The organism is Pseudoalteromonas sp. S3260 (assembly GCF_005886925.1).
Taxonomy (GTDB): Bacteria; Pseudomonadota; Gammaproteobacteria; order Enterobacterales; family Alteromonadaceae; genus Pseudoalteromonas; species Pseudoalteromonas tetraodonis.
In genome coordinates this window covers 25,015-38,934 of record NZ_PNCV01000010.1, presented here as the reverse complement: position 1 = coordinate 38,934, position 13,920 = coordinate 25,015, and the positions used below count along the sequence as shown (strand labels likewise).

Sequence of the window (13,920 nt, the reverse complement as noted above, 5' to 3'; positions counted from 1 at the left end):
AATCTATCACTGCTAGTTTAGCAGAGTATTTGTACAGCCATTTATTAGCGTGGAGTCAGTTAAATTCTAACCCTTTTGAAACTAATAAACAGCCTTTTCGATGAAAACATTTTAAGCATTTCAGCTATTTGGTCATCTATTCACAAAATATAGATATAAATGGCCATTACTGGCCATTTTGGAGCAAATTTATTCACCTTATTTTTTCTGGTCAGTCCAGAGTAAGCTGCCAATTGCAGGTAAAAGTAACACTGCGCCCAACATATTTACTAAAAACATGAAGGTAAGCAGAATTCCCATATCAACTTGGAACTTCAAATCAGAAAAAATCCACGTACTTACACCAATCGCTAATGTAATACCGGTAAATAACACCGCACTACCACGTTCAACTAATGCATTACGATAAGCAATACTCAATGGTACGTTTTGTTTTAACTGCCCCATCATCGATGACAAAATATAAATACCGTAATCAACACCAATACCTACACCCAGAGCAATCACTGGTAACGTTGAAACAGTCAGACCAATCTCAAGCTGTACCATCAGTGCTTGTGCAAGGGTTGATACTATGTACAAGGGTAATACCACCGCAATTGTTGCTTTTACACTCTTAAAACTAAGTAAGCATAAAATAATAACCGCACCGTATACATACAACATCATAGGTATTTGCGCTGCTGAAACAGACTCATTCGTTGCAGCCATAACACCAACTGGCCCTGACGCTAATTTAAAGGCAAGTTTATCTGTGCCCTCTTCATCGGCAAATTGTTTTACTTTTGCAATCACGTTATCAATTGTTTGTGCTTTGTGATCGTCTAAAAATATAATCACCGGCATTACCGAACAATCACCGTTTAATAACCCTGTACTGGTTTCTACACGTGACGTTGATTGCACTAAACTGGCAGAATTGCGCGGCAAACTTTGCCACTTTAAATTGCCCTCGTTGTAACCGGCATTGACCGATTGTGCCACTGAACTCAGGCTCACTGCTGACTGCACGCCCGCTAAGTTTTCAACTTTATATTGAAAACGCGATATACGTTCCATTACATCGTGCTCTGTACAGGCCGCAGGGTGTGCTTCCACAATCACTTTTAAAATGTCAGACGAAATGGTGTATTTGTCCGATATTAAAAAGGTATCTTGGTTATAACGTGCATCTTGGTGCAACGATGGCGCACCCGCGTGTAAATCACCAATACGCATTTTATCTGCTTGCCAATAACCCAATGCAAATAAAACCAAGGTGAAACCTATGATCATTTTTGCTGTTTTAGGGTCAGTTGCTTTAACTAATAAATCGCGCATTGCATCGAGTATATTCGGTTTGTTGGCATCACCCGATTGAATATGGATGCTGTTTTCAAAACGCATATACGATGCCCATACAGGCAATAAAATAAGATTAGTAAATATAATAACAGCCACCCCTAAACTTGCTGTAATAGCCAGTTCACGAATGATGCCGATATCTATAGTTAAAAGTGTTAAAAAGCCAACCGTATCTGATAACAACGCAATCCCACCTGGTACCAGCAAAGCTCTAAAGCTAGATTGACAACATACGGCGGTCGTTTTGCCCTCAGTGACTTTTTTACCAATGGCGTTGATCATCTGCACACCGTGACTTACGCCAATAGCGAAGACTAAAAATGGCACTAAGATAGACATAGGATCAAGACCGAAGCCTAAGCTAGAAAGCAATCCTAACTGCCAAATAACGGCAATAATAGAACACACAATCGGTAAAATAGTGAGTTTCAAGCTGCCACAAAATAGCCATACCATGACGAATGTAAACGCAATCGCGATGGCAAAAAATAAAACAACCCCTTTTGCACCTTCAGCGATATCGCCAGCCATTTTTGCAAAACCGATAATATGAATACTGATATTATCAGTACTTAAAGGTTCACGAATTTCGGTTTCTAATTTTTTTGCAAAAGCGAGAGTGTCTAATTTTTCTTGTGTTTGCGGATCAGTCTCTAACAGTTGGGCGGTGACCATGGCACACGAATAATCGCTTGCTATCATACGACCAACTACTTTTGCCTTTTCAATATTTTCTTTTACAACGCCTAACCCTTGCTTGTCTGCTTTAAAGTTAGCTGGAATGATAGGGCCACCGGCAAAACCGTCTTCAACGACTTCAACAAAACGGGCACTGGGTGAAAAGATAGAATTTACTAAAGGACGATTTACCCCAGGAATAAAATAAAGCTGATCGTGCACTGCTTTTAATTGGGTAAAAAATTCAGGATTGAAAATATCTTCGCTGTCGTCACATACGGAAATTAAAATACTATTTGCACCACCAAACTGTTTCTCATGTTTAGTGTATACCTTCATGTATTCATGATTGAGCGGAATATTTTTATTAAATGACGCATCAAGTTGAATCTGTGTTGCTTTAAAAACCAATAAACAGGTGATCAACACAAAACTTATGAGCACCACTAAGCGGTGTCTAAAAATCGCTTTTTCTAAAAAATCTAAAATTGCTTGCATTAAGGGGTCAACTCCTTCACTTTAATGCCATTTTCTGTCGCCAGAATAAGTCTATCTTTAACAATTACACCATCAAGTATTGCCTTACCATCGGCCAATTGCTCGTATGACAACTCATCATCTTTTAGATGAAAAATAACACCGCTATTAGCCAGTAATAGCCATTGTTTATTGTTGTAGTTGATAATGCTATTAATAGTGGCGGTTTTGTCATTTTCTAAATGCTGCCATTGTCCACTGTCGGTTTTATTTAAGAAAATATTACCGCGTAGCCCTGCGACGATTTGTTGCGATGAATCAGAAGCAAAACCAAAAAACGAGCCAGGGTAAATTTCATCTAAACGTTGCCAAGTTTGGCCATCGTCATCACTTTTTGCCATTAAGCCCATCTCTCCCACTAGCATTAAACCCGAACTAGTCGGTTCAATGCGATTAAAGTGAGGTAATATAGACGAGGTTTCTATTTCGTAACCCTCAGGATCGGTTTGTTTTAAATCGTTTAAGTACGCTCTATCTTCACTAAATAACAGTGAATCTAAAAAGCGTTTTTGCCAATGTTCGCCGCCATCACTGGTTTGATAAAACATACCGTAGGCGCCCACGGCATAACCATGTAAATCGTCTTTAAAATAAATATCTAAACAGGGTTTATCAAGTGAGAGCTTTGCTTGTTGTAACTGCCAGTTCTCACCACCGTCGGTGGTATTTATAATTGTGGCGTCATGTCCACATGCCCAGCCATTAGAATCATTAGTAAATTCAACCGCTGTTAGTAATACTTGTGTAGGCACTGATTGTGCTTGTTGCCAATTGTTACCATCAACACTTTTAATGACCGTACCGTGCTTACCCACAGCAATGAGCCCTGCTGAGGTTTGTGTGATATCGGTAAGGAGTGTTTTATCTGCATTAATCGCGCTAATCGCACTTAAAGGTGCGTCTTGTGCAAAACTCGCACCGCTTAGGATCAGGCTGGCATAGACCAAATACTTCATAAATTAAATTCGCCTTGAACTGAGGATTTGTTTGTCTGTTATAAAGAGGAAAACCTGTGCGTTAATAGACAAACGCGATGTGAAAGAAAAAAGGCACCTAGGAAACTAGGTGCCTGCTTTTATACTATCTGCCAGCGCGACGTAAAGCGCTCGATGTGAACTCATTATCATTAAATGACTGAGAAAAATCATACATCTTTTCTTGGTTATCTAAACCAATGGCTAAGTAGCGACGTGAGTTAAGGTCGTGGTAAACCTCAAGCGTACTCCACTGAGTCGGTACTTCGTAATAGTTAAGGCCATAAGCCATTGCTACACGATACAGTTGGTCGCGATTATCGTAAATATCGGTAACATGTACTTGCCAGCTGTCTTCATCAATGTAGAACACACGTTTTTTATAAATATGGCGCGTGTCATCTTTTAAGTTTGCTTCAACAACCCACACACGGTGTTTTTCATAACGTGTATGCTCTGGGTTGATGTGGCCCGGCTTTAAAATATCATCATAGGTTAGCTTATCACTATGAAGCTTGTAGCTATTGTATGGGATGTAAAGCTCTTGCTTGCCTTTTAGCGTCCAGTTATAACGATTTGGTGAGCCGTTAAACATGTCAAAATCATCGGTAGTACGTAAGCTATCTGCTGCTGTACCCGGAGCATCATACGCTACATTAGGTGCACGACGAACACGACGCTGACCTGAATTATACGTCCACGCTTGACGTGGTGTTAATATTTGATCCATGGTTTCATGTACTAACAATGCCGTACCTGCCAAACGTGCTGGCTCTGTCACTTGCTGTTTAAACTTAAACAAAATATTAGAGTCTTGCAGCTCAGCAGGCGTTGCACTTGGATCAGAATATTTAACTAATAGTTGCTCATCAAAGCCAACATAGTTGTACGACCCCGATGCCGTTGGCGCTGCTTGACCACCAAAGCGCTCAATTGATTGACCACGATAGCGAAGTAAATGGTTCCAAATTGCTTCTAAACCCGTTTTAGGAATTGGAAATGGAATACCAATTGCTGTGTTCTTAATGCCGTTACCGCCTTCAACTAATTCAGCTGTAGTAGCAAATTTCTTTGTCGCATCGTATACAAACTGTGGGTATGATGCTGAACGACGTGTTTTGTAAATAGGCATTTTAAACGTATCTGGGTACGCTTCAAATAATGCTATTTGCCCAGGGCTTAAATTTTCTTTGTACTTATCAATATTGCTTTTATCTATAGTAAACAATACTTCATCAGTTGCGTAAGGGTCTAAGTGGTGCATACCTGGCTCATAACCTGCTGGTGCAGCAGTAATACCACCGTTCCACGCTGGGATTGAACCATCTGCATTCGCTGCTTTTTCTGCCCCAATTGGGCTTAGGTCTTTACCTAGACGCGCAGCTTCTTCTGGACTAATTTTAGCCAGTGCTGTGTGACTTGCAAACAAACTACAAAACGCTGTAGCAATGAGGGCAGGTTTTTTAATCATAATAATGTTACCCCTAGATAGAATATTTTAAGTTAAAAGAAACGTAATCTCGGTCAGAGAAAGTGTTGGTGTCGCCACCACCCCAAAATGAGTTGTAACTCACATCTAAAGACCATGCATTTTGGTAATTAAAGCTCATAGTAGCACCTAGTGACTTACGATCTTCAATGAATAAGAACATTGGATCAGGCGTATTACCATTAACATCATGCGAGAACACAAAACGAGGTGAGAAGTTAATACCATTGTAAATATTAAAGTAATCACCTTTGGCAATTAAGCGATAACCCCAAGACGACGCCGTAGCAAACGATTTTTGCTCAGGGCCATTTGATAACGCCATGTGTAATGCAGAGTAATCTGAACTACCAGGGCCTTGCATAATACCGCTTCGACCAGTACCTGACACATTCAAGCGCATTTCATCGTATTCAGGCATATTGTTGATACGAACACCACCAATTTCACCCACCACAGCCCAACTATCAGCACCTAATGACGGGCCAAATAAATGCGTTGCCGTAAACTGTAATTGTGATGTATTGCGCTCAATATAACCTTTGGCTAATTCACCAGGGCCGACAACACTTGCAGCATCACCTTTACTCATTTGCGAAATACCTGCAAACTCAGGACGTAAACCCGCAATAGCTAATTGTTCAGGCATTGCTGCATAAAGTAATTCTACGTCATCGATTTGTAGCGGTTCGTCTTCACGAAAAGTAAACTCACCTGCAAACGCTGTTTCACCAAGTGAAGTGTTAAAGCTTAAACCGTAAAGTTTAATATCTTCAGGGTACTCGTTAGTTGCTTTAGCAAATGCTTTTAAATCAGATACGTTATCAGAGGTAATTTCTGTGGTGGCAATCATCGCTAAATCTTGTTGTATTGATGCTTGCGTGAAGTTAGATACGCGACCTGAAATAAGTGGACGACGGCTATGGTAATTTACATGGTAAAGTGCCACTTCTGTATCGTTCCACTCGGGTAAGAACATGCCTAAGCGTAAACCATATTGGCCGCCATCATCTGGCTCTGTTTTGCCATCGTAGCCTTTGCCTTTTAGCGCGACCTTGGTCGGGTACGCTAAGTACATATTTGCCAATAGCTCTTGGCCAGCTGAGCTTGATGGGTCAATACCTTGGCTCGCAGCCACTTGGCCATAAGTTGCCATCAGGTTATTCAAGTTATCTGTTAAAAACGCTAAGTCAATATCAGGATTTGAGGTAAAACCAAGCTGTACATTTTGTTGATAACCGTTTTCAGCCGCAAAATCATTGGTAGAAAAATAAGTCCCTGCTGCTGGTAAACGTGTTTCATGCCATTGGTATTGATAAAAGCCCTCTAAGGTGATGTTTTCTGTAAGCCCTAATGAGGCCCACAACATACCAACCGGAATAAACGCTTCTTTTAGTTCAGCACCTGGTGCTTTTAATCGGTCAATATCAACCGGGTTTACGTTAATACCATGAGAGATTAATGTACTTTCCCCCCAGTTAACCACTTGTTGACCAACTCGAATAGAAAGCGGGTTTTTGCCTTCATTTAAATCAAAGTTTGCCCACACATACGCATCAAGTAAACGAATGTCAGCACAGCTTTGCTCTTTAGTATCATCATCATCACACGGATCTACACCCTGACCTGATGTTGGATTAACGTAGGCACGATCGCCGTCCATTAATTCAAAATCATAAAAGTACATAAAACGAGTAAATAAGCCGTAGTTATCTTTACTTATTGATAGATCATGCGTGCCTTTTAATAGCTTTGAAAAAGTTTCGCCGCTATCAAAGTTTAAATCGCCTGCATCACCATTATTTGAGTAAGAGCCCGGTTGAGCCCAGACATCTTGAGATGAATAAATTGTATTGATTGCTGGGTTATAACCTGTCCAATCAAATGATGGGTTATTACTTTTACCAATGAGGTTAAAGTCACGGTCTTCTACGCGAATACTTTGCCCATAAGAAAAAGTAGAGTCGAAAGCGATATCAAAACCGCCTACCTCAAATGTTGCAGCCTGTGTCTGTGCTGCTGATAAACCGATAGCCGCAGCTGTTAAGCCGAGTACTATTTTATTTTTAACAAAAAGCGATCTTCTTATCATTTTGGTTCCCCCCTGTCGCGGGTATTTTTTGTGTGATCAAGTTATTGTTTTTAGTGTAATCGTAACGATAGAAGCGAATTAAACAAATTACAAATGGTCGCCTTCAATCAGTTATAAGTTTTTTATTTGTTTAACGTTTACGTATTGGTAAGACGTCATACCAGATAATTTATACACGTAAATTAACAATAGAACAAATCGAAATTAACAAAAAGGCAATATTTGTGTATATCTATATCACAAAAAACAACAGCTAGGCTACTCGTTCGAGACGGATGAACTTGTTTTCATTACTTAAAATAAGTCTAAACCGACCACGAATACCTAAACTAGACATGAAGGGCCGAAGATAATGCGCAGCAAAACGAATTGTTTTGCCGCTATCAGCTGTTACTTGAATTGAGCTATACCGGCCATGGTAATAATCCATGCACTCGTTATAGCTCAAATTTATATAAAAATAATGTTCTATCATGATTTATTGTAAAGCTTTTTCAACCTTTTCAAATAAATCATCGCTTAAACCTTCTAAATTCGAAAGGCGCTCTAATTGCGCTTTCATTGCACTGGCACGGGTTTCATCATAGCGGCGCCATGACATAAACGGCGTTAACATACGTGATGCATTTTGCGGGTTAATCGCATTAAGCTTAATTAATAAATCGCCAAGTAATGTATAACCTTGACCATCTAAGCGATGAAATTGTGCGGTATTAAAGTGCGAAAAACTCCCCACTAATGCACGAACTCGATTCGGATTTGAAAAATCAAAACATGGATGTGTATACAAGGCCTTAATTTTCTCAATGGCATCATCAGCGCTGTTCATTGCTTGTAAAGCAAACCATTTATCCATTACTAGCACATCATGGCGCCATTGGCTGTCAAAATGCGCAAGTAATTGATTTGATAATGGGTGCGCAGCTTTAACTACACTGCTCAAAGCGCCAAGCACATTAGTCATATTTGTTGATGCTGCTGCCTGCTCAATTAAGCTTGCCGCCTTAGCACTGTCTGTTTTTGCTAAATAGTGCAAGCAAAGTTGTTTTAAAGCGCGAATAGCCACCGCTTTGGCACTCACACTACCATCATCGGTGATTGCCTGATAACAACTTAAAAACTCAGTATGTAGTTGTTTGGCAATTTGTTGTTCGAATAGCTCAATATTGGCAATAATGTCATCAACCGGAATAACGTCAAACTCCGCAGCTAAAGTATCAAAACTAGGCAGTTTTAAGAGTTCAGCAATCAGCGCTAAATCACCCTCTCGTTGCGATATTAGCACCCTAAGTGCATCAATAACGGCATCGCTTAGTGGTGCATTACTAGCTGAAATAACGTTTGCCTTGAGTGCATCAATAAACAATTGTTGTTGTGCATCCCAGCGTGAAAAGTCACTGCGTGCAAAACGCATAATATGTAATAAATCAGCTTCAGTGATCTGTTGATTCAAAATACACGGTGCTGAAAAATCTTCTAGCAATACGGCGGTTGGACTGTGTTCAATATTATCAAAATGAAATGTTTGTTTAGCTTGAGTAACATTTAATACGCTATCAACCTTTTTACCTTGGTATTGCAATGCAATACTTTGGCCTTGCTGATCTAAAAGTTCAATCGCAAAAGGAATATGTAACATCGCATTATTAGGCTGATTCAGGGGCGCAAGTTGCTCTATAGTGAGCGTGAAGATTTGTGCACTTTCATCATACGCTTTGGTAACGTTTAAACGTGGTGTCCCACACTGATTATACCAACGCTTAAATTGTGATAAATCAATTGATGATGCATCACTCATTGCCGCAACAAAATCATCGCAGGTAACCGCTTGGCCATCATGACGCTGAAAATACAGTATCATGCCTTTTTGGAAGTTTTCCTCACCCAACAATGTATGCATCATACGAATAACTTCAGCCCCTTTGTCATACACAGTAACGGTGTAAAAGTTATTCATTTCGATGACTTTTTCTGGGCGTATTGGGTGTGCCATTGGGCCGGCATCTTCGCTAAATTGATGAGTGCGCATCACTTTTACCGCGTCAATTCTATTTAGCGCACGAGAGCCTAAATCACTGCTAAACTCTTGATCTCTAAATACCGTTAAACCTTCTTTTAAAGACAGCTGAAACCAATCACGACAAGTTACACGATTTCCGGTCCAGTTATGAAAGTACTCGTGGCCAACAATAGACTCAATGGTGTGGTAATCTTTATCGGTTGCCGTTTCTTGATTTGCCAGCACACATTTACTGTTGAAAATGTTTAACCCTTTATTTTCCATTGCTCCCATATTGAAGAAATCAACGGCAACAATCATATAAATATCAAGGTCATACTCTAAATTAAAACGTGACTCATCCCAAGCCATCGCTTTTTTAAGCGACGTCATAGCATGCTCTGTTTTAGGTAAGTTTCCTTTATCGACAAATAACGCTAGGGTGACATCCTTACCACTGCGGGTAGTGTATTTATCGTGTAAAACATCAAAGTCCCCTGCCACTAGAGCAAACAAATAACTCGGCTTTTTGAACGGATCTTGCCATTTTACAAAATGGCGTCCATCTTGCGTTTCACCACTGTCCACTTGGTTACCATTAGAGAGCAAATGCGGAAATGCCGTATCGGCAATAATAGTGACATCAAAAGTTGAAAGTACATCAGGACGATCCATGTAGTAGGTTATTTTTCTAAACCCTTGCGCTTCACATTGAGTACAATAAGCGCCTCCCGATAAGTACAATCCCTCAAGTGATGTGTTTGTTTGCGGTGAAGTTTGCGTCACTATGCTTAACTGACATTCATCAGGCAGATTATTAATGATTAATTGCTGATTTATAATTTTATAATCTGTGAGCTCTGCACCGTCAATCGATAAAGAGATCAAAGTTAAGTCAATACCATCTAATACCAGAGGCACATTTGAATCACCCACGCGTTTAAGCGTTAATAAAGCATTTACTTGAGTCGTTAATGGCTGTAAGTCGAAAGTCAGCTCAGTATGCTCGATTGAAAAATCGGGGGCTTTATAGTCTTTTAAATATTCTGCTTGAGGTTTTTGTAGTTCAGTCATGATCACTCCAAAAAAATAGCCCCTTTTAGTGATAAAAGGAGCTACTTAAATTAAGCCGTTTGCTTAGGCTTGATACGCAGTATCTTAATACCTAAGTAAGCATAAATAACGGCTAAGAAAGGATTTATAAGGTTGAAAAATGCATAAAGTGCATAATCAAACGGATTGATTAATAGGACACTTTGCATATACGCACCACAGGTATTCCATGGTATGAGCGGGCTGGTAATTGTGCCACCATCTTCTAGTGTGCGTGACAAATTAACCGGCTTTAACCCGCGCTTTTTATATTCTTCTTTAAACATACGCCCAGGTACAACAATAGCAATATACTGATCTGCTGCGATAATATTGGTACCAATACAGGTAGCAATAGTTGAAGCAATTAATGAACCGGTACTTTTTGCGATTTTAAGAATACTTTTAACAAATATATCAAGTAGACCGGTTTTTTCCATAATCGCACCAAACATAAGTGCCGTCATGATCAACCATGTGGTTGTTAGCATGCCTGACATGCCGCCGCCACTGAGTAACGAGTCCATTTTTGCATCACCGGTACTAATAGTAAAACCGTCAAAAAAAGTGGTCCAAACCAGTTTAAAGTAACCAACAAATTCACCTTGGGTCATATCTATTTGGCTAGCAATTAAATCAGATTGAAATAACAATGCCCATACAGCGCCAATGACAGCGCCTATAGAAATAGCCGGAAACGCTGGCATTTTTCTTATTGCTAAGACTAGTAACACAATTAAAGGCACCAACATTTCTAAACCAATATTAAAGTTTTGCTGAAGAATTGCAGTTATTTGGTCTATTTGACCAGCCTCTCCCGCTGCTGTCGCGTTAAAGCCCATGAAAACAAAGATGATTAATGCAATCACAAAGCTTGGAACAGTTGTCCATAACATATGGTGAATGTGTTCAAATAAATCAGCACCAGCAACAGCCGGTGCTAAATTGGTTGTTTCTGACAATGGGCTAAGCTTGTCGCCAAAGTAAGCGCCTGATATAACTGCACCGGCGGTGACTGTCGGCTCTAAGCCAAGTCCAGAAGCAACGCCAAGTAGTGCGACACCTATAGTCGCTGCTGTGGTCCACGAACTACCAATACTCATTGCTACAATGCCACAAATTAAACAACTCGCGGCGTAAAACCAGCTAGGGTTGATTATTTGCAAGCCGTAATAAATTAAGGTCGGAACCGTTCCTGATAATAACCAAGTTCCGATAAGTGCCCCCACCATGAGTAGAATTAAAATAGCGCTAAGAGATAAGGTAATTCCCTCAATCATTGCATCTTCTAATTTTTTCCATGTGTAGCCATTTTTTAAACCAATTAGTGCTGCAGCGAAAGTTGCAAACAACAAGGCAATTTGATTGGGACCTGACGATGAGTCATCACCAAATAAGTACACAGCGGCACCTAATAAACAAATTAATACAGCAATTGGAATGAGTGCATCAAAAAACGAGGCACTTTTTAGTGGTTTTTCTTCAATGGGCTTCAAAATATAGACTCCTACACACATTCGATGCATGTTGATTATTTTTATTAGCACGTACGCGCATTTATTGAGCACTATTGATCTAGCTCAACTTTTGGTAATCCGCGATTATAACAATTTAGCAAATTATCGATAGTAAAAAAGGCGCCTAGGCGCCTTTTTTTACAAAGTGAAGCTGAATTTAGCGCTTAGCTACGCGACCATATTTGATATAATCTTGCGTAATAAGAGCAGCTTCTTCAAGAAATGGGTCAAGCTCTTCAATTACCTCAGGCACATCATCCAAGTTTTCTACAGGTTGTTTGCCTAAACGCTTTAAACGCTCGTTAGTGCGTGCTAGTGCTCGCGCTTCATTTTCTTCTTTTTCTTTAATGCGCTTTTTCTCGACTAAAGAAATTGTTTTACGATCTTTTTCTTCGTTGTAACGAGCGATATCCTCAAACACATAATTAAATTCAGGTTCAGTTTTAATTCGCTCATTGTGCTGTTTTTCAAGCACATTTATAACAGGATTTAAACGCCCTATTTGCTTATACTTCGCTTGTACTATGCTATCCCATGGTAGTGCATTATCTTGCTTACTTTCCCCCCACTCAGCAGGGTCAATAGCCGATGGGAACGTAATATCTGGGATCACCCCTTTATGCTGTGTACTACCACCATTAATGCGGTAAAACTTTGCAATTGTATATTGCACACTACCTAGCGGGTTATCGTATAAATCATAAGCACGTGCGAGGCCTTTATGCTGCTGCACAGTGCCTTTACCAAAGGTTTGTTCACCAATAATAACTGCGCGGCCATAGTCTTGCATTGCCGCTGCAAATATTTCAGATGCAGACGCGCTGTATCTATCAACAAGCACTGTCAGTGGGCCATCGTAATAAGTAATGCCATCACGATCTTTTTGCTCTTCAATGCGATTATTTAATGTATGAATTTGTACCACTGGGCCTTGATCAAAAAACAAGCCTGACAGCTGCGTCGCTTCATATAGCGAACCACCGCCATTTTGACGTAGGTCTATAATAATACCGTCAACTTTTTGCTCTTTTAATTTAGCAAGTTCTACTTTTACATCTTTAGAAAGGTTGTTGTAAAAGCCAGGGATTTCGATTACCCCTATTTTACTAGTCAGATCTGAATAGCTGGCTTCAAATACTTCTGATTTTGCTGCTCGGTCTTCCAGACGAATTTTATCACGGGTTATCTCAACTACCTTTGGCGTACCGTGAGCATCTGCACCCTTTAAATATTGTAAACGTACTTTCGTGCCTTTAGGACCTTTTATAAGATCAACCACGTCATCTAAACGCCAACCAATAACATCAACAAACTCTTCGCCCTCTTGAGCCACACCAATAATGCGATCATCGGCTTTAATTTGCTCAGATTTGTCTGCAGGGCCTCCTGGAACTAGACTACGAATAACCGTGTAGTCTTCATCAGGCGTTAATACTGCGCCAATCCCCTCAAGCTCTAAGTCCATGTCCATTTTAAATTGTTCAGCACGACGAGGTGACAAGTATGAAGTATGCGCTTCAATACTGCGTGCTAGCGAGTTCATTACAATTTGAAATGCGTCTTCAGATTTTGACTGAACAAGGCGTTTTTCTGCGTTTTTATAGCGCTTAGTCAACACCTCTTTAATGCCTGGCCAATCTTTGCCAGTCATTTTTAAACGCAGTGCATCATATTTTACCCGTTCGCGCCAAATTTCATCAAGCTCAGCTTGGGTAGTTGCCCACGGTGCATCTTCGCGGTCATAAAAATATTCATCTTCTTCGTCAAACGTCATTTCGTTTTCAAGTAGCGACAGTGAAAATTCATAACGTTCAAAACGGCGTTTAAGGCTTAAGTTGAAAATATCAAACGTAAACCCTAACTGGCCGCTAAGCAGCGCGTTATCAAAACGGTTACGATATTGCTCAAATGAGTCTACATCGCTTTTTAAAAACACGCTTTTATTAAAATCAAGGGACTCGATGTAACGATCAAATACTTTACTCGAAAGCTCATCGTTAAATCGAACGGGTGTGTAATGTGAACGAGTAAATAGATTAGCCACTCGTTTGCTGGCTGTACCGTGCTGACTTTCTTGTTTTAACAAGGGTAAGTCTTCTAATGTTACCGGCTCTACTGCAGCAAATAACGAACCTGAAAACAGCGCAGCAACTAACGGAATGAGCGTAAACTTTTTACTCATACACAACTCCTTAATT

Annotated in this window: 8 protein-coding genes; all 8 read right to left on the bottom strand. The window is 40.1% G+C overall.

Going from position 1 to position 13,920, the window contains the following annotated elements; translation table 11 throughout:
• Positions 1 to 198 precede the first annotated feature (198 nt).
• The 8 genes from CWC14_RS01920 to prc all read right to left on the bottom strand — a co-directional run bounded on the left by CWC14_RS01920 (position 199) and on the right by prc (position 13,904).
• Positions 199 to 2,520 (bottom strand): efflux RND transporter permease subunit, encoded by a 2,322-nt coding sequence (locus tag CWC14_RS01920; protein WP_138560967.1) that lies wholly within the window; start codon positions 2,518 to 2,520, stop codon positions 199 to 201.
• Complete coding sequence (locus CWC14_RS01915; RefSeq protein ID WP_138560965.1) at positions 2,520 to 3,515, bottom strand: WD40/YVTN/BNR-like repeat-containing protein; 996 nt, start codon at positions 3,513 to 3,515, stop codon at positions 2,520 to 2,522. The genes CWC14_RS01920 and CWC14_RS01915 overlap by 1 nt, the downstream gene beginning before the upstream one ends.
• Positions 3,516 to 3,639: 124 nt before the next feature.
• Complete coding sequence (locus CWC14_RS01910) at positions 3,640 to 5,004, bottom strand: DUF1329 domain-containing protein (protein ID WP_138560963.1); 1,365 nt, start codon at positions 5,002 to 5,004, stop codon at positions 3,640 to 3,642.
• Between the two features lie 13 nt (positions 5,005 to 5,017).
• Positions 5,018 to 7,114: a DUF1302 domain-containing protein gene (locus CWC14_RS01905; protein ID WP_138560961.1), complete on the bottom strand. Its 2,097-nt coding sequence runs from the start codon at positions 7,112 to 7,114 to the stop codon at positions 5,018 to 5,020.
• A gap of 253 nt (positions 7,115 to 7,367) precedes the next feature.
• On the bottom strand, positions 7,368 to 7,589 hold the full coding sequence (locus tag CWC14_RS01900) for a DUF2835 family protein (protein ID WP_016900377.1): 222 nt from the start codon (positions 7,587 to 7,589) through the stop codon (positions 7,368 to 7,370).
• Positions 7,590 to 7,592: 3 nt separating this feature from the next.
• Entirely contained in the window at positions 7,593 to 10,187 is a 2,595-nt protein-coding gene (gene pepN / locus CWC14_RS01895) for an aminopeptidase N (RefSeq protein WP_138560959.1), read from the bottom strand.
• A 50-nt stretch (positions 10,188 to 10,237) separates the two neighbouring features.
• On the bottom strand, positions 10,238 to 11,722 hold the full coding sequence (gene nhaC / locus CWC14_RS01890; protein WP_138561025.1) for a Na+/H+ antiporter NhaC: 1,485 nt from the start codon (positions 11,720 to 11,722) through the stop codon (positions 10,238 to 10,240).
• A gap of 157 nt (positions 11,723 to 11,879) precedes the next feature.
• On the bottom strand, positions 11,880 to 13,904 hold the full coding sequence (prc, locus tag CWC14_RS01885) for a carboxy terminal-processing peptidase (protein ID WP_013465038.1): 2,025 nt from the start codon (positions 13,902 to 13,904) through the stop codon (positions 11,880 to 11,882).
• Between the last annotated feature and the right edge of the window lie 16 nt (positions 13,905 to 13,920).